23 protein-coding genes are annotated in these 25,973 nt (G+C 64.8%); 21 read left to right on the top strand and 2 right to left on the bottom strand.

The genetic code is table 11. The features are described from left to right. Positions 1-230: 230 nt before the first annotated feature. The 8 genes from RCP80_RS25045 to RCP80_RS25010 are packed head-to-tail and all read left to right on the top strand — an operon-like array spanning position 231 to position 9,500. Positions 231-998 (top strand): MlaE family ABC transporter permease, encoded by a 768-nt coding sequence (locus RCP80_RS25045; RefSeq protein WP_308480262.1) that lies wholly within the window; start codon positions 231-233, stop codon positions 996-998. A 20-nt stretch (positions 999-1,018) separates the two neighbouring features. Beyond that, positions 1,019-1,849, top strand: a complete 831-nt coding sequence (locus RCP80_RS25040; RefSeq protein WP_308483012.1) for an ABC transporter permease — start codon at positions 1,019-1,021, stop codon at positions 1,847-1,849. A gap of 5 nt (positions 1,850-1,854) precedes the next feature. Continuing rightward, the gene (locus RCP80_RS25035; protein WP_308480261.1) at positions 1,855-3,288 is read left to right on the top strand and encodes an MCE family protein; all 1,434 of its coding nucleotides are present in this window, start codon (positions 1,855-1,857) and stop codon (positions 3,286-3,288) included. Between the two features lie 19 nt (positions 3,289-3,307). Then, complete coding sequence (locus RCP80_RS25030; protein ID WP_308480260.1) at positions 3,308-4,336, top strand: MCE family protein; 1,029 nt, start codon at positions 3,308-3,310, stop codon at positions 4,334-4,336. Further along, positions 4,333-5,601 carry an MCE family protein gene (locus RCP80_RS25025; protein WP_308480259.1) on the top strand — a complete coding sequence of 423 codons (1,269 nt, stop codon included), beginning with the start codon at positions 4,333-4,335 and terminating at the stop codon, positions 5,599-5,601. Before RCP80_RS25030 ends, RCP80_RS25025 begins: the two co-directional genes overlap by 4 nt. Beyond that, positions 5,598-6,911 carry an MCE family protein gene (locus RCP80_RS25020; protein ID WP_308480258.1) on the top strand — a complete coding sequence of 438 codons (1,314 nt, stop codon included), beginning with the start codon at positions 5,598-5,600 and terminating at the stop codon, positions 6,909-6,911. The genes RCP80_RS25025 and RCP80_RS25020 overlap by 4 nt, the downstream gene beginning before the upstream one ends. Then, positions 6,908-8,047 (top strand): MCE family protein, encoded by a 1,140-nt coding sequence (locus RCP80_RS25015; protein ID WP_308480257.1) that lies wholly within the window; start codon positions 6,908-6,910, stop codon positions 8,045-8,047. The genes RCP80_RS25020 and RCP80_RS25015 overlap by 4 nt, the downstream gene beginning before the upstream one ends. 1 nt (position 8,048) lies before the next feature. Next, positions 8,049-9,500 (top strand): MCE family protein, encoded by a 1,452-nt coding sequence (locus RCP80_RS25010; protein WP_308480256.1) that lies wholly within the window; start codon positions 8,049-8,051, stop codon positions 9,498-9,500. A gap of 124 nt (positions 9,501-9,624) precedes the next feature. On the opposite strand, the gene RCP80_RS25005 is transcribed toward RCP80_RS25010, so the two are convergent. Both RCP80_RS25005 and RCP80_RS25000 read right to left on the bottom strand, forming a co-directional pair. Continuing rightward, positions 9,625-10,035 carry a nuclear transport factor 2 family protein gene (locus RCP80_RS25005; RefSeq protein WP_308480255.1) on the bottom strand — a complete coding sequence of 137 codons (411 nt, stop codon included), beginning with the start codon at positions 10,033-10,035 and terminating at the stop codon, positions 9,625-9,627. A gap of 205 nt (positions 10,036-10,240) precedes the next feature. Then, positions 10,241-10,435 carry a ferredoxin gene (locus RCP80_RS25000; RefSeq protein WP_308480254.1) on the bottom strand — a complete coding sequence of 65 codons (195 nt, stop codon included), beginning with the start codon at positions 10,433-10,435 and terminating at the stop codon, positions 10,241-10,243. A 287-nt stretch (positions 10,436-10,722) separates the two neighbouring features. On the opposite strand from RCP80_RS25000, the gene RCP80_RS24995 reads away from it, so the two are divergent. The 13 genes from RCP80_RS24995 (at position 10,723) to RCP80_RS24935 (ending at position 25,944) form a co-directional block, all read left to right on the top strand. Beyond that, positions 10,723-11,967: an aromatic ring-hydroxylating oxygenase subunit alpha gene (locus RCP80_RS24995; protein WP_308480253.1), complete on the top strand. Its 1,245-nt coding sequence runs from the start codon at positions 10,723-10,725 to the stop codon at positions 11,965-11,967. Next, positions 11,964-13,415 (top strand): aldehyde dehydrogenase, encoded by a 1,452-nt coding sequence (locus RCP80_RS24990; protein ID WP_308480252.1) that lies wholly within the window; start codon positions 11,964-11,966, stop codon positions 13,413-13,415. Before RCP80_RS24995 ends, RCP80_RS24990 begins: the two co-directional genes overlap by 4 nt. A 28-nt stretch (positions 13,416-13,443) precedes the next feature. Beyond that, on the top strand, positions 13,444-14,565 hold the full coding sequence (locus RCP80_RS24985) for an NDMA-dependent alcohol dehydrogenase (protein ID WP_308480251.1): 1,122 nt from the start codon (positions 13,444-13,446) through the stop codon (positions 14,563-14,565). A gap of 22 nt (positions 14,566-14,587) precedes the next feature. Continuing rightward, positions 14,588-15,268, top strand: coding sequence for a response regulator transcription factor (locus RCP80_RS24980; protein WP_308480250.1), 681 nt, complete (start codon positions 14,588-14,590; stop codon positions 15,266-15,268). Positions 15,269-15,357: 89 nt separating this feature from the next. Beyond that, complete coding sequence (locus tag RCP80_RS24975) at positions 15,358-15,795, top strand: nitroreductase family deazaflavin-dependent oxidoreductase (protein ID WP_308480249.1); 438 nt, start codon at positions 15,358-15,360, stop codon at positions 15,793-15,795. A gap of 138 nt (positions 15,796-15,933) precedes the next feature. Next, positions 15,934-17,412 carry a carotenoid oxygenase family protein gene (locus tag RCP80_RS24970; RefSeq protein WP_308480248.1) on the top strand — a complete coding sequence of 493 codons (1,479 nt, stop codon included), beginning with the start codon at positions 15,934-15,936 and terminating at the stop codon, positions 17,410-17,412. Between the two features lie 214 nt (positions 17,413-17,626). Continuing rightward, positions 17,627-19,105: a carotenoid oxygenase family protein gene (locus RCP80_RS24965; RefSeq protein WP_308480247.1), complete on the top strand. Its 1,479-nt coding sequence runs from the start codon at positions 17,627-17,629 to the stop codon at positions 19,103-19,105. Between the two features lie 108 nt (positions 19,106-19,213). Continuing rightward, complete coding sequence (locus RCP80_RS24960; RefSeq protein WP_308480246.1) at positions 19,214-20,731, top strand: AMP-binding protein; 1,518 nt, start codon at positions 19,214-19,216, stop codon at positions 20,729-20,731. Positions 20,732-20,850: 119 nt separating this feature from the next. Further along, positions 20,851-21,525 carry a TetR/AcrR family transcriptional regulator gene (locus RCP80_RS24955; RefSeq protein WP_308480245.1) on the top strand — a complete coding sequence of 225 codons (675 nt, stop codon included), beginning with the start codon at positions 20,851-20,853 and terminating at the stop codon, positions 21,523-21,525. 159 nt (positions 21,526-21,684) lie between these two features. Continuing rightward, on the top strand, positions 21,685-22,902 hold the full coding sequence (locus RCP80_RS24950) for an acetyl-CoA C-acetyltransferase (RefSeq protein WP_308480244.1): 1,218 nt from the start codon (positions 21,685-21,687) through the stop codon (positions 22,900-22,902). Further along, on the top strand, positions 22,899-23,657 hold the full coding sequence (locus RCP80_RS24945; protein WP_308480243.1) for an SDR family oxidoreductase: 759 nt from the start codon (positions 22,899-22,901) through the stop codon (positions 23,655-23,657). Before RCP80_RS24950 ends, RCP80_RS24945 begins: the two co-directional genes overlap by 4 nt. A gap of 23 nt (positions 23,658-23,680) precedes the next feature. Continuing rightward, a complete protein-coding gene (locus tag RCP80_RS24940) occupies positions 23,681-24,859 on the top strand; it encodes an acyl-CoA dehydrogenase family protein (RefSeq protein ID WP_308483011.1) in 1,179 nt (392 codons plus the stop codon). After that, a complete protein-coding gene (locus RCP80_RS24935; RefSeq protein WP_308480242.1) occupies positions 24,856-25,944 on the top strand; it encodes an acyl-CoA dehydrogenase family protein in 1,089 nt (362 codons plus the stop codon). The genes RCP80_RS24940 and RCP80_RS24935 overlap by 4 nt, the downstream gene beginning before the upstream one ends. Positions 25,945-25,973 lie beyond the last annotated feature (29 nt).

Below are 25,973 nucleotides of genomic sequence, written 5' to 3'. Positions count from 1 at the left end.
CTCGCAATCCGCCCGATATAGCAATCGTCAATACAACTATTGACGATTGCTGAGAAATGCAGGTAGCCTACCTTTTCATGACCACCAGTCCGCTGCAGCTGCCGGCGACAGTGCAAGACGCAGTCGCCGGTAGCCGGACTCGCCAGCGCGACAACCTCATTCGATGATCCGCGCGCGCAGCGCCAACCGTAACTCCGAGCTATGTGACCGCGAATGAATAAGGGACACAAATGATTGCGACAGACAGTCTGACGAGGCCGTTCCGCGGGATCGGCGCGTTCTTCGCGATGTCCGCGGATACCTTCGTGCTGATGTTCAAACCGCCGTTCGCGTGGCGGGAGTTCCTCACCCAGGCGTGGTTCGTTGCCAGGGTCTCACTGCTGCCGACGTTGATGCTGTCGATCCCGTTCACGGTGCTGCTGGTCTTCACCTTCAACATCCTGCTCATCGAGTTCGGTGCCGGAGACTACTCGGGCACCGGGGCGGCGTACGGAACCGTCACCCAATTGGGTCCGGTGGTCACCGTTTTGGTGATCGCAGGGGCCGGAGCGACCGCCATGTGCGCAGATCTCGGCGCCCGGACCATTCGCGAGGAACTCGACGCGCTGCGGGTGATGGGCATCGATCCGATTCAGGCGCTGGTGGTGCCCCGCGTGCTGGCCGCCACCTTCGTCGCGGTGCTGTTGTCCTCGGTCGTGATCCTCGTCGGTATCGCCGGCGGCTTCTTCTTCTCGGTATTCGTCCAGGATGTGACACCGGGGGCCTTCGCGGGCGGCATGACGATCATCACCGGCCTCGCGGACGTCGTGACCGCACTCATCAAGGCAGGACTCTTCGGACTGGCGGCCGGCTTGATCGCTTGCTACAAGGGGATTTCGGTCGCAGGCGGGCCGGCCGGAGTAGGCAACGCGGTCAACGAGACGGTCGTGTTCACCTTCGTGGCGCTGTTCGCGATCAACATCCTGGCGAGCAGTGTCAGTGTGGAGGCGACCCTGTGACCCACATCGCGGCGCGTACCATCTTCCCGCGCCTGGAACGACGGCTGCGCCGCTGGACCGGCGGCTGGATCAAGCTGGGTGTACAGACCCAGTTTTTCGTCGAGACGTTGGTTTCCACGGGTGAGGTCTTCCGTCGGTACCGGACCGAACTGCTGCGCCTGATCGCTCAGATGGGATTGGGCAGTGGGGCATTGGCGGTGATCGGCGGAACCGTGGTCATCGTCGGGTTCCTGACACTGACCACCGGTGCGTTGGTGGCTGTCCAGGGATACAACCAATTCTCACAGGTCGGAGTGGAAGCGCTGACCGGCTTCGCGTCGGCGTACTTCAACGTCCGCTTGATCGCCCCGCTGACGGCGGGAATCGGGCTGGCGGCGACCATCGGCGCCGGGGCGACGGCCCAGTTGGGGGCAATGCGGATCAACGAGGAGATCGACGCACTGGAGGTGATGGGCATCCGGTCGGTCGCCTACCTGGCCTCGACCCGAGTCATCTCCGGAATCATCGTCGTGATCCCGCTGTACTGCGTGGCGATCCTCATGTCATTCTTCGCTGCGCGATTCGGAACGACCGCGGTGTACGGCCAGTCCTCCGGCGTGTATGACCACTACTTCAACACCTTCCTGAGCCCGACCGACCTGATCTGGTCCTTCTTCCTCGCCGTCACGATGGCCGTGGTCATCATGCTGGTCCACACCTATTACGGGTTCACCGCGTCCGGCGGCCCGGCCGGGGTCGGCGAGGCAGTAGGGCGTGCCGTGCGCACCTCGTTGGTCGCTACGGCGTTGGCGGTGCTGCTGGTCTCCTTGGCCATCTACGGACAATCCGGCAACTTCAACCTCTCGGGTTAGCGACTATGAACAACAAGAGTCTGTACACCCGCATTCACCCGGTCTGGTGGTCGGCGTTTCTGGTGGGCGTGGTGATCGTGGCGGTGCTGTTGAGCGCCGGCCTGTTCGCGGGCACATTCCGCAAGTTCGTCCCGGTCACGCTGACCTCGGACCGCGCCGGCCTCGTCATGGAGTCCGGGGCCAAGGTCAAGATGCTCGGCGTGCAGGTGGGGCGGGTGGCGGGTATCGAAGGTGGCCGACATCCAGTGAGCCTCAAACTGGACATCTTTCCGGATCAGGCCGCCGCAATTCCGTCCAATGTGCTGGCGGAGATCCGTGCGACGACGGCTTTCGGCGCCAAGTACGTCGAGTTGATCCCCCCGGCCAATCCCAGTCCGAGCGGACTCGTGGCGGGTGCGGTGTTGCAATCACGCAACGTCAGCACCGAGGTCAACACGGTGTTCCAGAGCCTGCTGGGAGTGCTGGACCAAGTCGACCCCTCGAAGCTCAACGCGGTGCTCAGCGCGTTCGCCGAAGGCGTGCGAGGACAGGGCGAACGCATCGGTCAGGCGACTACCGATGCGAACGAGGTCCTGCTGGCCGTCAACCCGCGGATGGGTCAAGTCGCGGAAAACTTCCGGTCGCTCAAGGACTTCGGCGACACCTATTCCGCTGCTGCGGACGACATCCTATCAACGCTCGATGCCGCCAGCACTACCAGTGCGACGATCACCGACAAGGCTGAGGAACTGGATACGTTGCTGCTGAGCGTGATCGGCTTCTCGCGGAGCGCAGGTGACTTCTTGGAACCCAACAAGGAGAACTTTGTCAACGCGGTCAACATACTCGAGCCGACCACCGATCTGCTGCTGAAGTACAACCCCAGCTACACCTGTCTGCTGGTGGGGACGAAATCCTTCCTCGACAATGGCGGGTACCGCGCCTTCGGGGGCAACGGCCGAACTGAAATCGCCGACGCCGCACTGCACTTCGGGAAGGACCCGTACAAGTTCCCCGAGAACCTGCCCATCGTCGCAGCAAAGGGCGGCCCCGATGGCAAGCCCGGCTGTGGATCGCTGCCCTACCCGCATCAGAACTTCCCGGTCCGCCAGCTGGTCACCAACACTGGATGGGGAACGGGCCTCGACATCCGTCCGAATCCGGGAATCGGCAGCCCGTCCTGGGTCAATTGGCTGCCCGCCACCCGCGGTGTGCCGGAACAGCCGAGCGTCCGGGGTGACGGACCGCCGGCCATCGGTCCGGTGCCCTACCCCGGGGCACCCCCGTACGGGGCACCGCTTTTCGGACCGGACGGAACACCGCTGTGGGCCGGCCCACCGCCCGGAGCGCCACCACCCCCGGTGCCCGGTGTACCGAACCCGCCGCCACCCTATGGCACCGGGCCGGGAACCAACCCCGCTCCTGCGCAGCAGGACCCGCCTCCGAGCGTGACCGAATGAACGATAGAGAGATGACGCGGTGAGAGAAAAGCTCGGGGGCGTGATCTGGCGTCTGGGACTCTTTGTACTGGTCTGTCTGCTGGGCACGTTTGCCCTGCTGACGCTCTTCGCGCAACTCCGGTTTCAGAAGGAAACCAGCTACCGCGCCGACTTCACGAACGTGAGTGGCCTCGAGGCGGGCGACTTCGTCCGTATTGCCGGCGTAGAGGTCGGCAAGGTGAAGAACATCGTGCTCAACGAACAGCGTTTGGCGGTGGTCGAGTTCACCGCCGACGACTCGGTGGTCCTCACTGGGGGTTCCGAAGCGGCCATTCGATACGACAATCCGATCGGCGGCCGGTTCCTGGAGCTCCGCGAAGGCACTGGCAGCCTTCAGCGGCTCGCCGCCGGACAGGTGATACCGCAGGACCGTACGGAACCGGCACTGGACCTCGACGCACTGATCGGTGGTTTCCGTCCGTTGTTCCGTGCGCTCGATCCCGAGCAGGTGAACTTGCTCACGGGTCAGTTGGTCGACGTATTCCAGGGCCAGGGTACGACCATCAGTTCCTTCCTCTCGCAGACGGCCGCCCTGACCGACACCCTGGCCGACCGCGACGCGCTGATCGGGCAGGTCATCGGCAATCTCGATACCGTACTGGCATCGCTGGGCGACCAGGGCGACCAGTTCGCGAAGGCGGTCGACTCGCTATCGGAACTCATCGGCGCCTTGGCAAGTCGCAAGACAGACGTGAGCGCTGCCATCGCCCACACCAGCGCGGTCTCACACTCCGTGGCAGACATGCTCGGCCAGGCGCGGGCTCCGTTGAAAACCGTGGTGGAACAGTCGGATCGAGTTAGCGGCCTGGTGGTCGCGGACCACGAATATGTCGACAACCTCCTGGAGACGCTGCCCGACGCCTATCAGCGACTCGCCCGACAGGGCATGCACGGCGACTACTTCTCGTACTACATCTGCGACCTGATGCTGAAGGTCAACGGCAAGGGCGGCCAGCCTGTCTACGTCAAACTCGCAACCCAGGACACGGGACGGTGCGCTGCGAAATGAAACACTTCTCTGAACGCAACGTCGGGATCGTCGGCGTGGTCGGGGTGGCGGTGACCGCCGTGGTCACGCTGGGAGCGTTGCAGTACAAGCACCTACCGTTCTTCGATTCCGGCACCGAGTACAGCGCGTACTTCGCCGAAGCCGGCGGTCTGAAGACGGGCGCCGCTGTGCAGGTGGCCGGACTGCGGGTCGGCGAGGTGGAGGTCGTCGACCTGGAGGGCACCAGCGTGGTGGTCAAGTTCAAGGTCAACGACGACGTCGATCTCGGCGATCGCGCCGAAGCCGCTGTGAAGACCAAGAGCCTGCTCGGCGCCAAGATCCTGGAGGTCACCCCACGGGGAGACGGAAAGCTCGGGGGTCCAATACCGTTGGACCGCACCACCTCGGCCTACCAGCTGCCCGACGCGCTGGGGGATCTCGCGGACACCATCGGCGAGTTGCACACCGACCAGCTCAACGAATCGCTGACGACGCTGGCGCAGACGTTTCAGAACACCGCGCCCGATCTGCAGGCTGCCGTGGCGGGTGCGGCGCGTTTCTCACAGACGCTCAACGAGCGCGATGCGCAACTGCGCGGGCTGCTGGAGAACGCCAACACGGTGACCGGCGTATTGGCCAAGCGCACCGACGAGGTGGTCGGTTTGATCGCCGACACGAACGCATTGTTGGCACAGTTACAGACGCAAAGCACTGCCCTGGACCGGTTCTCCGGTGATATCTCGGCGCTGTCGCGGCAGGTCTCGGGGCTGGTCGCGGACAACCGTGAGACGCTGCGGCCGGCGCTGAACAAGTTCAACGGGGCCCTGGCGATAATCGAGGGCCGCAAGGAGCGGATCCAAAAGGCCATCAAGCTGCTCAACTCCTATGCCATGTCCTTGGGCGAGTCGGTGGCCTCGGGTCCGTACTTCAAGGCGATCCTGGCCAACGTGTTGCCCGGACAGTTCATTCAACCGTTCATCGACGCAGCATTCTCGGACCTGGGGTTGGATCCGAATGTTCTGCTGCCCACCGAACGCGTTGATCCTCAGGTAGGCCAGCCCGCCACGCCGCCCCTACCAATGCCCTTCCCCCGGACGGGCCAGGGTGGCGAGCCGAAACTCACTGTGCCTGAGGCGATCACCGGAAATCCCGGAGATCTACGCTATCCGTACCGCGAGCCGCTGCCGGCGCCCGCACCCGGTGGGCCGCCGCCCGGCCCGCCGGCGATCATGCCCCCGCCGCCGAATGCGGAATCAACACCAGCGACCGACGGAGCGCAGCGATGAACGGCGCCAAAGCGAACGTGCGCGTCGCCCTGGCGATCGCCGTGGCGTTTTCCCTGGTGGTGGCCGTCGTCGTCGCGGTGCGTACGGTGCCGCAGACCGGACGCACCCATGTGGTGGCGTATTTCGCGAACAGCAATGGCATTTTCCCCGGCGACGAGATTCGGGTACTGGGCGTCCCGGTCGGCGAGATCGACACCATCGAACCGCAACCCGACCGCGCAAAGATCAGCTTCTGGGTGAGCGGCAAGTACAAGGTCCCCGCCGACGTGCAGGCGGTGATCATCTCTCCGCAGTTGGTCTCGGCACGCGCCATCCAGTTGACGCCGGTGTTCACCGGCGGGCCTGAGTTCCCCGACAACGGGGTGATCCCGACGGAGCGCACCGCGGTTCCGGTGGAGTGGGACGATTTTCGTGAACAGTTGCAGACGCTGACCGAGACTCTGCAACCGACCCTCGCCGAGGGCGTGAGCCCGCTGGGCGGGTTCATCAACACCGCCGCCGCCAACCTGCGCGGTCAGGGTGCCGAGATCCGCGACACGTTGACGAAACTGGCTCAGGCGTTCTCCGCGCTCGGTGACCACAGCACCGACATCTTCGGGACCGTGAAGAATCTGTCGATTCTGGTGACGGCCCTGCAGTCGAGCACAGATCTGATGGGTCAACTCAATCGGAATCTGGCAAGCGCCACCTCGGTGTTGGCCAACGACCACGACGAGTTCGGTCAGGCCATCAGCGACATCTTCACCGCGGCCGATGACGTCCGAGAGTTCGTCGCGGAGAACCGCGAGGCACTCGGCACCTCCTCGGACAAGCTGGCATCGATCAGCACCGCCGTCGACGAAAGCCTCGGCGACGTCAAGCAGGCCTTGCACGTTCTTCCCAACGGATTGCAGAACTTCGTGAACATCTTCCCGCCGGGCAATGCCGCGGCCACCGGCATCCTGGCCGTGAACAACTTCGCCAATCCGGTCTCGTTCCTGTGCGGAGCGCTGCAGGCGGCCTCTCGACTCAACGCGGAGCAGTCGGCCAAGTTGTGCGTCCAGTACCTGGCGCCGATCATCAAGAACCGGCAGTACAACTTTCCGCCCATCGGACTCAATCCGGTGGTCGGCGCCGTGGCACGACCGAACGAGATCACCCACAGCGAGGATTGGCTGCGGCCCGACTACCGGCCCGCGCCGCCACCGGCGCACACGCCGCTGTCCGCCGAGGGTGACGCAGACTCGGATCCCGGCCGGCCCGGACCGCCTGCCACCGATCCCGCGGCCGGATTGCCCGGACTGATGGTTCCCGCCGGGGCGGGCTCATGACGGCCGGTCCGCGGCGACGCGTCCTGGTGGCGCTGGTGCTGCTGGCATTGGTCGCCGCGCTGTCGGGTTGCGGCTGGCGTGGTGTCAATACGCTGCCGTTGCCGGGCACCGAAGGTGGTGGATCCGGCGCGTACCGGGTGCAGGCGCAATTGCCTCAGGTCACCAACCTGGAGCGGAACTCACGGGTGCGCGTCGGCGACGTCACCGTCGGCAACGTCAGCGATATCGAACGGCAAGGCTGGCACGCGCTGGTCACCATGACCCTCAACGGGAACGTCGAGCTTCCGGCGAACGCAACGGTCAAGATCGGACAGACCAGCCTGCTGGGAACGTTGCACATCGAGCTCGCCCCGCCAGTGCATGAGAAGCCGGAAGGCAAGCTGCAGAACGGATCTCTGATACCGCTGGAGAGCGACGCCAGTTATCCGACGACAGAGCAGACATTGGCCGCGGTGTCCATGCTGTTCAACGGCGGCGGTCTGGGGCAGGTCCACGACATCACGCGGACGTTCAGTACCGCGTTCAAGGGCCGCGAACAGGACATGCGCAGTTTCCTGGAGCAAATCAACGTCTTCGTCGGTGAACTCGATGTCCAGAAGGACGACATCATCGCGGCCGCCGATAGCCTCAATGCCGTCGCGGGGCAGTTCGCCGCGCAGCAGCCCGTCGTCGACAAGGCACTGAAGACCATTCCGGACGCGTTGGAAGTGCTCAGCGACGAGCGGGGCGACCTGACTGACGCTTTCGCTGAATTCGGCAACTTCAGCGAGCTTGCGGCCGATGCAGTGAACCGAAGCAAGGGCAACGTCGTCAAGGAACTCCACGACGTCGGACCGGTGCTCAAGTCGCTGGCCGACGCGGGGCCCGCGATGACCCGATCACTGAGCTACCTCTCGACGTATCCGTTCCCCAAGGAGACCATCGAAAATTGGGTGCGCGGCGATTACGTGAACCTGACCGGAATCTTCGACCTGACCCTCAGTCGGATCGACGCGGCGATGTTCACCGGAACTCGGTTCGAGGGCAAGCTGACCGAGCTCGAGATGCGCTGGGGCCGAACCATAGGTCAACTCCCCAGTCCGTACACGGCTGGAAACCCGCTCATCATTCCTTACCAGTTGAATCAGGGGTCCTGACGTGATTTTGACGAGGCGGATAAAGCTCCAGCTGTTGGTGTTCTTCTCGATCGCGTTGGTCGCAGGGACCGTGATGATCTTCGGTTACATCAAGGCGCCCACGCTCATCTTCGGAGTCGGTCGCTACGCCGTGACCGTCGAACTGCCGCGTGCCGGCGGCATCTATTCCGCCGGCAACGTCACCTACCGCGGTACGGAGGTCGGCCGGATCAAGAGCGTCGACCTGGTGGACGGCCGGGTGCACGCCGTGTTGTCGTTGGATGCCGACATCCCGATTCCGTCTGACCTTGACGCGGAAGTCCACAGTCAGTCCGCCATCGGTGAGCAATACATCGCACTTCTTCCCCGCGACGGAGCGTCGCGTCCGCTGCGCGACGGTGACGTCGTGCCGGTGGATCGAACCACTGTGCCGCCCGATATCAACGGCCTCCTCGACGCCGCAAACAGGGGTCTGCAGGCAATACCTCAGGACGACCTCAACACCGTGATCGAGGAGAGCTACCAGGCATTCGGGGGCATGGGTCCCGACATCGCCCGGCTCGTCAAGGGTACGACGGCGCTGGCGATCGATTCACGGGCGAACCTGGAGTCCATCACGTCGGCCATCGACAACACCCAGCCGGTACTCGACTCTCAAACCGAGACGGCGGATCAGATCAGGGCGTGGGCCTCGCACTTGGCTACCGTCTCCGGATCTCTACAGAGCCACGACGCGGGAGTGTCGGGATTTCTCACCGCGGGCCCGCCGGCAGCCGATGAAGCCCGTCAACTCGTCGAGCGCCTGCAACCGACTTTGCCGGTGCTGCTCGCAGACCTCGTCAGTATCGGAAACGTCGGGGTGACATATCAACCCGCCATCGAACAGCTCCTGGTCCTGTTGCCGCAGGGCGTCGCCAACATGTCGGGCAGTGCCGTCATGCTCAAAGACGTCAAGACCCCGTACAACGGCACCCTGCTCAACTTCAACCTCAATCTCAATGCGCCGCCGACATGCTCGACGGGGTTCCTGCCGGCTTCGCAGATTCGGCCACCGAGCTTCGAAGACGCACCGGACGCCCCACCCGGGGACCGGTACTGCCGGATACCGCAGGAGTCGCGTTTCACTGCCGTGCGCGGTGCCCGCAACTATCCGTGCCTGACGCGACCGGGCAAGCGTGCACCCACGGTCGCGATGTGTGAGAGCGACGAGGAGTATGTGCCGCTCAACGAGGGCCACAACTGGAAGGGTGACCCGAACGCAACACTGACCGGCCAGGATGTTCCACAGCTGCCCCCGGGTGTTGCCCGCGCACCAGCACCGGCCGAACCGGCGATAGCCACTGCGCTGTACGACCCGGAAACCGGTACCTATACCGGCCCGGACGGAAAGAGCTACACCCAAGCCGATCTCGGACAGAATGCACCGAAGGACAAAACGTGGCAGACCATGCTGACGCCGGCACCCCGCAGCTGACAACAGCGTCGGCAGGGTCGGCAATCACCGGTACCGGGAAGTCGAAGTAGCACAACGAAACACGGCGATAGGCCGGCTTCCCCGTCCAGCGAGATCATCGCGGACGGGAAAGCCGGATTCGCAGCTACACCGTGGCTTCTTTTGCCTTGGGTGCCAGCATGGCGGCGGTGTCCAGGTAGAACGGGCGCGCTGAGATCAGCCGGCGGTTGCGGACCTCCCAGATCTCGCCGAGAGGCATCTCGAGTGCTTGGTCGCCGTCGACTCCCCGCCACACCACGGTGCCGAGCGCCATCACCAAGTCGCCGCCGGCGAGGAACTGGTCCATCTTGATACTGGCGAAGTCGACGTAGCGGGAGATGGACTCCACCAATCGCTGGTTGGCAGCCGGGCCGCGGTGCTCGCCGCCGAAAGGCAGTGATTCGGCCTCGTAGGTGACGAAGTCCTCGTCCATGGCCTCGAACAGTGGGCCGGGGTTTCCTTCGGCGAGGGCTGCGTAGAGACCTTGGACGAACTCACGGTTGTCGGATTCAGGCATGGCTGGCTCCCCTTCTGATACGTGGTGGCAATCGAGGGCGGCTGCACTGCGTTATGGTGCAGCTCACAGAACTTCCCGAAGATAGCGGCGGGCCGGCGGGGCTGTCAATGTGGCTATTGACAGCTTTGCTGCGCCCGCTCGGCCATGGCGGACCCGCGGCTGCACCGTGCGCACCGGTCGGGCAGCGACGGCTGCGTTCTGGAGATCAATCCGCCCGGAGGGTGAGCGCATCTTCTGGGCAGGCGGCGACCGCGGAGCGGGCATCCTGCTCATCGCCGGACTCGACGACACTTTCGGTCAACGTCGGGTACCCGTCATCATCGAGCGGGAACAGCTCAGGGTTGATGCCGTGGCACTGGCCGTGCGCCTGGCATTTGCTGCGATCAAAGCGAATCTTCATGTGACGCTGGGCTCCTCTTCGTGTCGCGGGCGGGGATCGGAAAGCGTGTCGGTGTCGCCTTCGCGTGCGCGCTGCGATGCTGGATGAGCCGTTCCGGCCGCCTGGGCACCGCCGACGGGTGTTGGCCGTCCGGTTGGGCCCGCGCCGCGAGGTGCGGGGTCCCCGCGCACGTTCCGTGGGAGCGCGAGACGTTTCGGCCCCGGCTCGGATCATCCAAACAGTCGACGACAACATCCGTCAATACAGTTATTGACGAATGTTGCTGCCGAGCGGTAGCGTTGCCCGGCATGACCATCGAGTCGGCACCGGAGACCGGCGACCTCGCGGAGCTGACGCGCCGTGTGCTGACTTTGCGCCATATCGAGCACGTCCAGGCGGGCACCACGGATCTGCATCCCGATGGCGCTCGAGTTGTGCCCGCCGGTGAATATCTGGACCCCGAGGTGGCGTCGGCCGAACGTGCGTTGATGCACGCGGTGCCCATTGTGGCGGCGCTGTCCGGTGAGCTGCCGGGTCCACGGACATTTCGCACCGAGCTGTTGTTCGACGTCCCGGTTATGTTGGTGCGCCAAAACGACGGGTCGGTCAAGGCCTTTCTGAACTCCTGTTCGCACCGCGGGGCTAAGCTCCTCGAGGGCAGCGGTGAGATCAAGAAGCGGATCAGCTGCTCGTACCACGCCTGGACCTATAGTCCGGCCGGCGAGCTGCTCTCGGTGACCCAGCCGGGCAAGTTCGGCGATATCGACTTCTGCGACTACGGGTTGGTCGAGTTGCCCTGCGCCGAGCGGCACGGGTTCATCTTCGTGGTGCTCGACCCCAAGGTCGAGATGGACATCGACGCGTTCCTCGGGGACTTCGCCGCTCAGCTCGCGATGTGTGATCTCGACGCCTTCGCCGTCGAAGAGTTGCAGCTGCTGCCACATGATGTGAACTGGAAGGTGGCGTTGTGCGGCTACCTGGAGAGCTACCACGTCAAGACGGTGCACGCCCGCACTCTGGCCCCGTCTTTCATCGGCAACGGCTCCACCCATGATGCGTTCGGGCCGCAGGGGCGCCACATCCGGACCACCTGGTCGATGAACGTGGTCAAAGAGATGGCGGCGGCTCCGGATGTCGAGGCAGTGCTCGACAGCCTCACCAGTGCTCCCTACAACACCGTGCTGTACCTGTGGCCCAACACGATCATCACCGCCCCGGACTTCGCCGATATCCGCTTCATCACCCGGTTGTTTCCCGGGCGGCGACCCGATACACAGCTGACCGACAACCGAATCATGCTGAAGGCCAATATGACCGACGAGGAACGTGCCGCAATCGGACCGTTCTACGAACTGGCCAGTGTTGCGCTCGAGGAAGAGGACTACGCCCAGGTCCCCGGGATCAACGCAGCGATTCAGAGCGGCTTGCGCGACAGTCTGCTCATCGGTGCGAACGAGCCCTCGGTGACCGAGGCGCACCGGAACATGGCCCGAGCACTCGGCCGGCCCCAACCAGACCAACCGGCACCAACCGCGCAGAGGAGCGTTCGATGACATCAGTACTCAACAAGAACTCCGTCCCGACTTTCGAAAAGTTGTATGTGGGCGGCCAGTGGGTCGACCCGGCAGGCGACGGGCACATCGAGGTGATCTCGCCCAGCACCGAGGAGGTCATCTCACGGGTCCCGGAACCGACTCCCGCGGATATCGATCGCGCGGTGGCCTCGGCGCGGGAGGCGTTCCAGGGCGGCTGGCGCAAGACCAGCCCCGAGGAGCGCGGCGAACTGCTCAACCGGATCGCCGACGAGGTGGAGAAGCGGGTACCGGACTTCACCCCGGTGTTCGCCGCTGAGATCGGGGCGCCGGTCGCCCTCGGCGGGCCGTTGCACGCCATGGCCGTGCAGATGTTCCGGCAGGCTGCCCGACTGCACGAGCAGGTGGCGTTCTCCGAGGATCGCGTGGACGGTGAGGCCAACGTCAGCATCGTCCGCGAACCCGTCGGCGTGGTCGGCGCCATCATCCCGTGGAACGCGCCGGTCGGAGGCGCCGCGTTGAAGCTGGGGTCGGCGCTGGCCGCCGGTTGCACGGTGGTGCTCAAGCCGGCGCCCGAAGGCCCGCTCACGACCTACATGTTGGCCGAATGTCTGGAGGCCGCCGGAGTACCCGAAGGTGTTGTCAGCATCCTGCCGGCCGGCCGCGAGGCGGGCGAGCACCTGGTTCGGCATCCCGACGTGGACAAGGTCACGTTCACGGGCAGCACCGAAGCCGGCAAGCGCGTCGGGAGCCTCTGTGGCGAGCGCATTGCCCGCGTGTCCCTCGAACTGGGCGGCAAGTCGGCCGCGATCATCGCCGAGGACGCCGAACTCGCCGACGTCCTGCCGACCCTGCTGGCCGGTGGCATCGGCCATTCCGGACAGATCTGCGCGGCGCTGACCCGGGTGCTCGTTCCGCGTTCGCGCGCTGCGGAGTTCGCCGAGGCGATGGCCGCCGCCATGAGCGCGATGGTGGTCGGCGACCCGTTCGATCCCGCGACCATGCTGGGACCGCTGGCCATGGAGCGTCAGCGCGACCGGGTCGAGAGCTACATCGAGATCGGCCGTCAAGAAGGCGCGAAGGTCGCCTGCGGTGGCGGACGACCGGCGCATCTGGCCAAGGGCTTCTACATCGAACCGACGCTGTTCACCGAAGTCGACAACAGCATGCGGATTGCGCGCGAGGAGATCTTCGGTCCCGTCATCTCGATGATCTCCTACGGCAGCATCGACGAGGCGATCGACATCGCCAACGATTCGCCGTACGGGCTGTCGGGCTCGGTGTACACCAATGACCAACAGGTCGCCAAGCGTGTTGTCAGCGAGGTCCGGACGGGTCAGATCTTCGTGAACAACCATGGGGTGTGTGCGTCACAGCCCTTCGGTGGCTTCAAGCAGTCCGGCCACGGTCGTGAGGGCGGTCCCGAAGGGATCGCCGCGTACCTCGAAACCAAGATGATCCAGTGGTGACCAGCGAGTCCAGGCAGAGGAGAACGGTATGAAGACCAAAGGCGCGTTGCTCTGGGAACCGGGCACCAATTCCGGCTGGAGCGTCGAGGACATCGAGATCGATCCGCCGAAACAGCACGAGGTGATGGTCAAGCTCGCGGCCTCGGGTATCTGCCACAGCGACAACCACTTCGACGACGGAGTGATCCCGATCCCCTTCGCGCCGCTGCTGGGTGGTCACGAGGGCGCCGGTGTCATCACCGAGGTCGGGCCGGGTGTCGACGACCTGGTGGTCGGCGACCACGTGGTGATGTCGTTCCTGCCGGCGTGCGGACATTGCGACCTGTGCGCCTCTGGTCGCGGCAACTTGTGTGTGCTCGGCGCCGGCATCCTCGGCGGTCTCGCGCCGGACGGCACCCACCGCGTGCACGCGCGCGGTCAAGGCGTGGGTTGCATGTCCTACCTCGGCACCTTCGCACCGTACGTGTGCGCTCCGGTCAACGCGGTCACCAAGATCGGCAAGGACATTCCGCTGGACAAGGCGGCCCTGATCGGTTGCGGTGTGCCCACCGGGTGGGGTTCCTCGGTGTACGCCGCCGACATGCAATTGGGCGACACCGTCGTCGTCATCGGCATCGGCGGGGTCGGCATCAACGCGGTGCAGGGTGCGGTGCACAAGGGCGCCCGAGACATCATCGCGATCGATCCGGTGGCGTTCAAGCGGGACAAGGCAAAAGAATTCGGTGCCACGCATGCGGTGGCCACCTACGAGGAAGCAGCGCCCATTCTCGCGCAGCTGACGAATGGCCAAGGCGCCCACCGGGTGATCATCACCGTAGGCGTGATGACCGGCGACCTGCTGGAGGGCGCCGAAGTGATGACCCGCCCCGGCGGGGTCATGGTGTTGACCTCCGCGGCGCCGGCGACGCAGCTTGACGTCAAGATCAATCTGTTCTCACTGGCCATGTCCGGCAAGCGACTTCAGGGATCCCTGTACGGAAACACCATCGCGCGCAACGACGTGGCGCGGATCTGCGATCTGTACCGCGGCGGGCGGCTGAAGCTCGACGAGCTCATCACCCAGACGTACCGGCTCGAGGACATCAACCAGGCCTTCAGCGACATGCGGGAGGGTAAGAACCTCCGCGGCGTCATCATCTACGACGACTGAACTCGGTCGGGAAGGTATCTTCATGTTCACGGTAGGTCACGATGCCGGTGCGGTCGATGACACCGTGGTGATGCGGGAAGTCCTGCGCCCCCACTCAGCGGACGGGTGCATGCCGCAGCGCGTCCTGGTTGTCGACGAGCACCCACTGGTGCGAGCCGGTCTTCGTGCGGTGCTGGCCGGTGCGCCGTGGGTGACATCCTGTCTGGTTGCGGCATCGGCGGCGGCTGCTTGGCAGGTGGTGCAGCAGCGCCGCCCCCAATTAGTGCTGATCAGCGCTTCTTTGGGAGGCCGGTCCGGGTTCGCGCTGTGCCGCGCATTGAAGGAACGGATCCCGGATCTCAAGATTGTGCTGATGTCGGAAGAGGCACCGGTGTCGGCCGCGCTGGCTCGCAGGCACGGGGCGGTGGCATCTTTGCCCAAGCAGTTGCCGGCGGCCGCGATGATCGATGCAATCAAACGGGTCGTGGAAGGCGGGCGGGTGTTCCCGAAGGACCCCGCGCCGTCTGCGGCCCGCCTGTCCAAGCGTGAACTCGACGTCCTGCAGCATGTCGCCTCAGGGCTGAGCAACCCGGAAGTGGCAGTGCGGCTGAACCTGTCGCGGTGGACGGTCAAGCAGCACACCAGTGCCGTCTACCGGAAACTGGGCGTGCGAAACCGGGCCGAAGCGGCGAGCCGCGCCCAGCAACTCGGCCTCATCGCCTAACGCGCGAGATCCTGCTGCACAACATGATTCGAGCACCATCAGGGACGCAGTGCCCCCGCTAACAGCGCTGCACGGGCTATGCTGGCGGCATGCCACTTGTTGGAGAATACGAACCATGCACATTGGATTGGGCCCGCGAAAACGCCGAGGAGTACCTGCAATCGGGTGGCACTCGCGGGACCGTGCTGAAAGGCAAGCGGGTCATCCTGCTGACCAGCGTGGGCGCCAAAACCGGTAAGCTGCGCAAGATCCCGTTGATGCGGGTGGAGCACAACGGTAGCTACGCCGTGGTCGCCTCGTTGGGTGGGGCCCCCAAACATCCGGTCTGGTACTTCAACGTCAAGAACAACCCTCGCGTCGAGTTGCAGGATGGGACGGTCAGCGCTGACTACGACGCGCACGAGGTCCTCGGCGAGGAGAAGCAACTCTGGTGGGAACGCGCCGTGGCGGCCTGGCCCGATTACGCGGACTACCAGCGTAATACCGACCGTGAGATACCGATCTTCGTACTGACCCCGGTGCGCTGAACGACGTCTGCACTCAACGCCCCGAGCGCCACTTCCCCATGAGCAGCGGCCTTGACACCGTTCCCGCAGTCCGTCAATAATCGTATTGACGACGAAGCGGGTCTGTCAGGGCTTCGTTGCGCTAGCAAAGGCGACTCCATGGGTGTTCCGGCCAACCAGCGAGGGCCGTTCCGGCCCATGCGTTTCGAAGCCACGATCGAAGACTGCATTGTCTCCGGTGAACTGCCCGACGGGTTGGAGGGCGGCTTCTACCGCAACGGCCCGACCTGGCGTCGTCCGAACAAGCAGGGTCTTGAGACGGTGTACACGATCGACGGCATGGTGCAGGGCTTGGTGTTTCGCGACGGCAAGGTCGAGTTCCGCAATCGTTGGGTTCGGACGCCGAAGTTCGTCGCCGAGGAGCGCGCCGGTCGGTCGTTGTTCTCCTACGCCGACGGTAAATTCGATGACTGGCGGGCCTGGGGCCTGGGCGATGCCATCCGTGACGAGCACAACGCGGGAATCCCCCAGGGTGTGAGTGCGGTCAACGCGATGCCGTTCAATGGTGAGGTGCTTGCGCTCTCGGAGCAGGGCTGCCCGCCGATCGCGCTGGATCCGATCACGTTGGAGACCAAGGGGATTGTCCCGTGGTCGAGTCAGCTTTCCGATGGTTTGTTCGAGAAGGTGTGTTTCGGGGACGGGGCCTTCGGGCCGCACCCGAAGTGGGATGACGTCAAGGAGGAGTTGTGGAGTTGCACCTACCGCGACCGCAAACCCTTCATCAGCGTGCACTGTGTGACCCTCGACGGGGTGGTGCTCACCAAGCACCTCGATGACGGGCCGTACTGTGCCATCGCGCACGACATGTGGATCACCGAGAACTACGCCATCGTCGCGTTCGCGCCGTTCCTGCAGGACCGGGCCCGCATCGCGCAGGGCCGCGGCATCTACGGCTGGGACACCAGTCTGCCGACGGTGATCGCGGTGATCCGCCGTGATGACATCGATGGTCCGGTGCAGTGGATCGAGGCCGATTTCGAGCCGGAGTACATCATGCACACGTTGTCGGCCAACGAGATCGACGGCAAGATCGTGCTCGACGGACCGATCTTCGACGCGCCGCCCTTCATGACCGACGAACTCTTCAGTCCTGGTGGCCCGTTCATCCCGTTCTGGCAGGTCTCCACCAGCCGTGTCGGGCGCTGGGTCGTGGACCTGGAAAAGGGCAAGGCTGCCAGTGAACGTCTCGGTGACACCCCTGTCGAGCTGCCGAAGATCGACGAGCGGTTCTGGGGCAAGCCCTACGAGTGGGGCTTCTACACCGCCGGCGAGCCGGTCAACGACGGTATGCGGATGAACACTGTGCTGCGCCGCAACGTGCACACCGGTAAAGAGGACAGTTACACCATCAAACACGACCGTCCGATCGGGGTCTACGAATCGGTGTTCGTGCCGCGGTCCCCGGACGCGCCCGAAGGCGACGGCTACCTCATCACCCCGGTGTCGTACTTCAACGAACGGCACACCGACTTCATGATCTTCAACGCCGAGGATCTGCCTGCCGGCCCCGTTGCCAAGATCGAATTACCCTTCGTGGTCGGGTGGACCCCGCACGGGCACTGGATGGACTTCCGCTAGCGGGGAACCGGACAACCCGGTGGTGGGGAGCGCGCTCCTCGCCGCCGGGCCCATTGCTGCGTCGACTCCGATCACTGCTGGTGTTCGTCGAATTGTCCACTGACTCAGTGGGTTGACACCCAGCCGCCGAGCTGTCAATAATGCTATTGACAACCCCGACCGCGAGCGGCCTGCCGGGGTGTCTCAATGCTTTTAGTTAAGGAGTTGGATCTCTATGGGTATTCCCGCGAATCAGCGAGGGCCGTTCCGGCCCATGCGTTTCGAAGCCACGATCGAAGACTGCATTGTCTCCGGTGAACTGCCCGACGGGTTGGAGGGCGGCTTCTACCGCAACGGCCCGACCTGGCGTCGTCCGAACAAGCAGGGTCTTGAGACGGTGTACACGATCGACGGCATGGTGCAGGGCTTGGTGTTTCGCGACGGCAAGGTCGAGTTCCGCAATCGTTGGGTGCGGACGCCGAAGTTCGTCGCCGAGGAGCGCGCCGGTCGGTCGTTGTTCTCCTACGCCGACGGTAAATTCGATGACTGGCGGGCCTGGGGCCTGGGCGATGCCATCCGTGACGAGCACAACGCGGGAATCCCCCAAGGCGTGGCCAACATCAACGCGATGCCGTTCAACGGTGAGGTGCTGGCACTCTCGGAGCAGGGGTGCCCGCCGATCGCGCTGGATCCGATCACGTTGGAGACCAAGGGGATTGTCCCGTGGTCGAGTCAGCTTTCCGATGGTTTGTTCGAGAAGGTGTGTTTCGGGGACGGGGCCTTCGGGCCGCACCCGAAGTGGGATGAGGTCAAGGAGGAGTTGTGGAGTTGCACCTACCGCGACCGCAAACCCTTCATCAGCGTGCACTGTGTGACCCTCGACGGGGTGGTGCGTACCAAGCACCTCGATGACGGGCCGTACTGTGCCATCGCGCACGACATGTGGATCACCGAGAATTACGCCATCGTCGCGTTCGCGCCCTTCCTGCAGGACCGGGCCCGCATCGCCCAGGGGCGGGGTCTATATGGCTGGGATGTAAACTTGCCCACCGTCATCGCGGTGATCCGCCGTGATGACATCGACGGTCCGGTGCAGTGGATCGAGGCCGATTTCGAGCCCGAATACATCATGCACACGTTGTCGGCCAACGAGACCGACGGCAAGATCGTGCTCGACGGACCGATCTTCAACTCACCGCCCTTCAAGACCGACGAGGTGTTTCCGCCCGGCGGGCCGTTCGTCCCGTTCTGGCAGGTCGGCACTACCTGCATCGGCCGTTGGGTCCTGGACCTGGAAAAGGGCAAGGCCACCAGTGAGCATCTCAGTGACATCCCGGCGGAGCTGCCGAAGATCGACGAGCGGTTCTGGGGCAAGCCCTACGAGTGGGGCTTCTACATTGCCGGTGAACAGGTCAACGACGGTATGCGGATGAACACTGTGCTGCGCCGCAACGTGCACACCGGTAAAGAGGACAGTTACACCATCAAACACGACCGTCCGATCGGGGTCTACGAATCGGTGTTCGTGCCGCGGTCCCCGGACGCGCCCGAAGGCGACGGCTACCTCATCACCCCGGTGTCGTACTTCAACGAACGGCACACCGACTTCATGATCTTCAACGCCGAGGATCTGCCTGCCGGCCCCATCGCCAAGGTCGAACTGCCCTTCGCCGTGGGCTGGACCCCGCACGGGCACTGGATGGACTTCCACTAACCCGAATCCGGGTCCGCAGAAATCAACCCTTACAGTCGCACCCAGCGGCCCCTTCCCGCCGGATAACCTCCGGCGGGACGGGCTGCATTTGCCCCAAGAGGAGCCCACATGTCCGAATCCGACACCATCCTCGGTCTCCTCTGTCGCGGCGCGGAGACCTGGCCGGACCGCCCGCTGGTGAAGTACGAGGGCGGGGTGACGTGGACGTGGCAGGACAGCCTTGATGCCGGGAATCGTGCTGCGGCGGTTCTCGCTGCGCTGGGCGTGGGGCCGGGGGACCGGGTGATGATTCTGTTGTCGAACGGAGAGGGCTGGATCCGGTCCTGGTGGGGTGCGACGCTGCTCGGCGCTGTCATCGCGCCGGTCAATCCGACTTATCGCGGCGAGATGCTCAGCAGCGCATGCGACCGGATCGACCCTGCCGTGGTGATTGCCGAGGACACCGAGGCGCACTACCTGCCCGCGCGCTGGGCGGCGCGACGAATCCACCCCGGCGTACTCGCCGAGGCGGGGGTTGCACCGGCTGCGCCGCCGCCGGTGGTACTGCCGTCGGACCCACACTGTCTGCTCCTGACCTCTGGGACGACGGGGCCGTCCAAGGCCTCGATCAGCACCCACGCGTACTTCTGCAGCGTCGTCGATTGGCTGATCGAGGGCGCCGGGCTTACCGAGAACTCGGTTTTCCAGGCGGATCTGCCCTGGTTCCATCTCTCGGCGTTTGCCCCGTCGGTACAGATGATGCGGCTGGGCGGCACCATCGTCGTGCGGCGCTCACCTGCGATGTCCACCTATTGGCAGACTGCCAAGGAACTCGGCTCCACCTTCGCGGTCGCCCCCGGCACCGTCGCTCAGTACCTCGAGTCCCGGCCGGTATCCCCCGCGGACCGGGACCACGGCATGGAGTTCCTGCTCGCAGCCCCGCTGCCCGCCGATGCCGCCGGTTTCATCGAGCGGTTCGGGCTGCGTGGATTGTGTACGGCATACGGCTCCACGGAGACGAGCATGGTGATCACCAAGGTGATCGGACAGTCCGTACCGTCCGGAAGCTGTGGCACCGTGCGCGCGGGTTTTCACGCCCGGATCATCGATGGTGCAGGTCAGGACGTGCCCGCGGGCACCATCGGTGAGCTGGTCGTCCGCTCGGACGAGCGAACCCTGATGTCGCTCGGCTACCAGGGTGACGCCGATGCGACGACTGAGGCGTGGCGCGACGGCTGGTACCACACCGGCGACGCGGTCAGTGTCGACGAGGACGGCTTCTACTACTTTCACGATCGCTACAAGGACTCGTTGCGCCGACGCGGCGAGAACATCTCCAGCTTCGAGGTGGAGCGGGAAGTGCTGGCGTTCCCCGGCATTGAAGAGGTGGCTTGTGTCGCCCATCCCGGCGAGTACGCCGGCGATGACGAGGTGAAGGTCTTCATAGTCGCCGAAGCCGGCGCGCAGATCCGGCTTTCGGACGTGGTCGAGTTCCTCGGCGACCGGTTGCCCGCATTCATGCAGCCGCGCTATCTCGAGCTTGCGGAGGTGCTCCCCAAGACACCGACATCGCGGGTGCGCAAACACCTGCTGCGGGATCAAGGAAACACTTCCGCGACCTACGATCGGCTGAGTACCAGGGCCTAGCGATGGTCAATAGCTGTATTGACCGCAGTCGGGTCTGGGCGGTACCCTCGGTCCTCGACCGCACCCTACGATCCACGGGTGAGGTCTCGGCATGTCCAGGACGACGAGGAAGTTGACTCATGAAGGAGTCGAAGGCTCGCCAGCCCAGCAAGATCGCGCAACGGCGCGAGCTGGCGCGCCAGGAACGCAGCCCGGCGTGGCTGGAGCAGCGTGCGCAGATTATCGAGAAGGCCGCCGAAGTGTTCGCCATCAGGGGATTCAACGGCACGAGCATCACCGACATCGCCAACCACCTCGGAATCAGCCAATCCAACATCTACTACTACTTCGGTACCAAGGAAGAGATCTTCCTGGAGCTGGTGCGACAGAGCACCGATTACAACGTGCACGGCGCCGAAGCTGTGGCCGCCAAGCCGAATTCAGCGACAGATCGCATAGCTGAGGTGGTCGAGTTGCTGGCCACGTCTTACGAGATGCAGTATCCGTTCCTCAACATCTACGTCCAGGAGGATGCTCGCTGGATCAGCTCCTCGGGCACCGAACTGCAACAGGTCTTCGTCGAGAGTGCGCGACGCTTCGAGGATGCAGTGCGGTCGATCGCCGAAGACGGAATTCGGAACGGAGAGTTCAGGTCTGACCTCAATGCCCGGATGGTGACCTACACGATCCTCGGCGCGGTCAACTGGATGCACCGTTGGTACCGTCCCGGCGGTCCGCTGACCGGCGCCGAGATCGGAAAAGCGATGAGCGACATCCTTCTTCGGGGCGTGGTCGATGCGCCCACATCGACGTAGGTAATTCCCACGCCGTGAGACACGGCATCCCCCACCCGGGGGTAAAAGTGCGCCAGATATAGGCCATCCAGCCGATTTCGGAGCACTCTGGAACCTCTGCAGGTGTGGTTTGCGCCTGCTTGGCCTGAGCGCCTGTCTGGAACCTTCAAAGGAGCGTTGATGCCCGAAGCCGTTATTGTCTCGACTGCCCGATCACCGATCGGCAGAGCCGGCAAGGGATCGTTGAAGGAGATGCGGCCGGATGACCTGACCGTCCAGATGGTCCTGGCCGCCCTTGCCAAGGTGCCCGAGCTGGACCCGGCGATGATCGACGACTTCATGCTGGGCTGCGGGCAGCCCGCGGGTGAAGCCGGCCACAATCTCGGGAAAGTCGTTGCGGTACTTGCCGGTATGGACCAGCTGCCCGGGGTGACCGTCAATCGGTACTGTTCCAGCAGCCTGCAGACCACCCGGATGGCCTTCCATGCGATCAAGGCAGGGGAGGGCGATGCGTTCATCTCGGCCGGCGTGGAGACCGTGAGTCGCTTCGCCAAGGGCGCCGCCGATGGCCTGCCCGATACGGAGAACCCGCTCTTCGACGACGCCAAGGCCCGCACCGCGACGTTCGCCGCGGGTGGACAGACCTGGGTCGATCCCCGCGACCACGAATCGCTTCCCGATGTCTACATCGCCATGGGGCAGACCGCCGAGAACGTCGCACAGTTCAAGGGCGTCACTCGTGCCGAGCAGGACTCCTTCGCGGTGCGCAGCCAGAACCTCGCCGGAGCGGCGATCGCCAACGGCTTCTGGGAGCGCGACATCACGCCGGTGACGCTGGCCGACGGCACCGTCGTCAGCAAGGACGACGGACCTCGCGCCGGGGTGACGCTGGACGGCTTGTCCTCCCTGCAGCCGGTTTTCCGTCCAGATGGCACCGTCACGGCGGGCAACTGCTGTGCCCTCAACGACGGAGCGGCCGCGGTCGTGGTCATGTCCGACACCAAGGCAAAGCAATTGGGCCTGACTCCGCTGGCTCGCATCGTCAGCACCGGCGTCTCCGGCCTGTCTCCCGAGATCATGGGGCTGGGTCCGGTTGAGGCGTCCCGCCAGGCGCTGGCCCGCGCGGGTATGACCATCGGCGATATCGACCTGGCCGAGATCAACGAAGCCTTTGCCGCGCAAGTGATTCCGTCGGCGCGCGAGCTGGGGTTGGAGCTGGACCGGCTGAACGTCAACGGTGGTGCCATCGCGGTCGGTCACCCCTTCGGCATGAGCGGCGCCCGCATCACCAGCACGCTGATCAACTCGTTGCAGTGGCATGACAAGCAGTTCGGGCTGGAGACGATGTGTGTCGGTGGCGGCCAGGGCATGGCCATGATCATCGAACGCCTCTCGTGAGCGCCCGCTTCGCCGGCAAGACCGCCATCGTCACCGGGGCCAGCCGCGGCATAGGCCTGGCGATCGCGGCACGGTTGGTGGCAGACGGCGCGAAGGTGGTCATCACCGCGCGTGGTCAAGAAGCGCTCGATGACGCGGTCGCGCAGCTGGGCGGGGCCGAGAACGCGTTGGCGGTCGCTGGCAAGGCCGACGATCTCGAGCATCAGGATGACACTGTCCGTCAAGCTATCTCGACCTTCGGGAGCATCGACTTCCTGGTCAACAACACCGGCATCAATCCGACCTACGGCCCGGTGCTGGAACTCGACCTTGCCGCGGCACGCAAGATCGTCGAGGTCAACTGCATCTCCACACTGTCGTGGGTGCAGAAGGTTCACCGGGCATGGATGAACGACAACGCCGGTGTCATCGTGAACGTATCCTCACTCTCGGCGATTCGCACCGAACCCGGAATCGGGTTCTACGGCGCCACCAAGGCGATGCTCGACTCGATCACGGAACTCCTTGCCGTCGAACTCGGCCCGGCTATCCGGGTCAACGGCGTCGCGCCGGCGGTAGTGAAGACCAAGTTCGCCGCCGCGCTCTACGAGGGGCGCGCCGATCAAGTCGCCGCGGGCTATCCCCTCAAGCGGCTGGGTGAACCCGACGACATCGGCAGTGTGGTGGCATTCCTGCTCTCCGAGGATGCGGCCTGGATGACCGGTCAGACCGTGGTGGTCGACGGCGGCGTGAGCCTAACCACCGGTGACACGTGAGCGACAAGAGAGGTTCCGAAACGATGACGTTGCACGAGTTGCAGGCGCTGGTCGAAGAATTCCTCGCGGCCCACGCCGTGGAGACCACGGATCGGCTGGAGTTCCTGCGGGCCCGATTCGACGCCGGACTGGCGCGGGTGTCCTATCCCGAGGGACACGGCGGATTGAGCCTGCCGGCGGCCTGGCAGCTTGAGGTCGATGCCTTGCTGGAGCAGGCCGGCGCGCCGAACAACCGACCGGAATCGAACATCATCGGGTTGGGTATGGCGGCGCCGACGATCCTGGCCTTCGGGACCGAGGAACAGAAGCGGCGCTACCTGCGACCGTTGTGGACCGGCGAGGAGATCTGGTGCCAGCTGTTCAGCGAGCCCGGCGCCGGCTCGGACCTCGCAGCCGTGGCCACCCGTGCGGTGCGCGACGGCGAGGACTGGGTGGTCAACGGTCAGAAGGTGTGGACGTCGGACGCGCAGAACGCCAGGTTCGGGATCCTGCTCGCACGCAGCAACCCCGACATCCCCAAACACCGTGGCATGACGTTCTTCCTGTGCGACATGAATGTGCCCGGCGTCGAGGTGCGACCGCTACGGCAGCTCACCGGCGAGGCAGAATTCAACGAAGTCTTCCTCACCGACGTGCGGGTGCCCGACGGCCAGCGGCTCGGTGAGGAGGGCCAGGGTTGGGCGGTGGCCAACGGCACACTCAACAACGAGCGGGTGGCCATCGGCGGTCAGGCGGCACCGCGCGAAGGCGGACTGATCGGCACCGTCGCCGGCACCTGGCGTAAATGCCCCGAACAACGGACACCGGAGCTGCACGACCGGCTGCTGCGGCACTGGGTCGATGCCGAGGTGGCCCGGCTGGCCGGGACTCGGTTGCGGCAGAAGCTCGCACTCGGCCAACCAGGCCCCGAGGGTTCGGCGATGAAGCTCACGTTCGCCACCCTGAATCAGCAGTTGACCGGCCTGGAGTTGGAGCTGCTCGGCGAAGAGGGTTTGCACTACTCGGACTGGACCATGGTGCAGCCCACCAGCGTCGACCTGTGCGGCCGCGACGCGGGTTACCGCTATCTGCGCGCCAAGGGCAACTCGATCGAGGGCGGTACCTCAGAAATCCTGCGCAACATCATCGGCGAACGAGTGCTGGGTCTGCCCGCAGAAGCCCGCGTCGACAAGGACATCCCGTGGAAGGAGACGGCCAAGTGAGTGAACTCGACCTGCTCTACACCGAAATCGAGGAAGAGCTGCGTGCCAGCGTACGGAGTCTGCTCGCCGCACGGTGCGACCCGGATGCCATCACCCGGATGTACGACGCAGACCGGTCGGTTGTCGCTGGTCTTTGGAAGGCGCTGTCGGTCGAGATCGGCCTGGCCGGGCTGCTGGTGCCCGAGCAGCATGGCGGAGCGGGCGGCTCGTTGCGGGAAGCCGCGGTGGTCCTCGAGGAACTCGGCCGCATGGTCGCGCCGGTACCGTTCCTCACCAGCGCGGTGATCGCCACCACGATGCTCCTGGATTCCGACGCCGACCTGTTGGGACCCATAGCTCAGGGCGAGCAGACGGCGGCGCTGGCCGTCTCCTGGTCGACCCAGCCGACCTCCAATGTGGCGACGGTTCAGCTCGTCGACGGACGGCTGACCGGCACCATTACCAGCGTGGCCGGGGCACTGGAGGCCGACGTACTGTTGGTGCCGGCTGCCACCCGAGCCGGAATTGCCGTGTACGCAGTGGCTTCCGCTGATCTCACCCTGACTCCGGTGGTCTCACTGGATATGACGAGGCAGCTCGCACACGTCACGCTGGACAGCGCGGCAGGCACCTTGGTGAACGGCGATGCAGCCGAGGCGATCCGGCGCGCGCTGGAGGTCGGCGCCGCCCTACTGGCATCCGAACAGCTTGGCCTGGCCAGATGGTGTCTGGAGGCGACGGTCGACTACGTCAAGGAGCGGCGGCAGTTCGGCAGGGTTGTCGGCGGTTTCCAAGCGCTCAAGCACCGGCTGGCAGATCTGTACACCGGAGTCGAGTCCGCGGCTGCGGCGGCACGTTATGCCGCTGCGACGGCCACGGCTGATGATCCCGACGCAGCGGTGGCCGCCAGTGTCGCCCAGGCGTATTGCGGTGAGGTGGCGGTCACCGCCGCCGAGGAGGCAGTGCAGATGCACGGCGGAATCGGCATGACGTGGGAGCACACGACGCATCTGTATCTCAAGCGGGCCAAAGCGGATCAGATCGCACTGGGCACCTCGGGCCGGCACCGGGCGCGGCTGGCGGTACTGGTGGATTTGCCGCAGTGATGGGGCAGATCAAGTCTGACCAGTGCCTG

The sequence above is a fragment of the Mycolicibacterium sp. MU0053 genome, from assembly GCF_963378095.1.
GTDB lineage: Bacteria > Actinomycetota > Actinomycetes > Mycobacteriales > Mycobacteriaceae > Mycobacterium > Mycobacterium burgundiense.
This window is presented reverse-complemented; position numbering and strand designations above follow the sequence as displayed.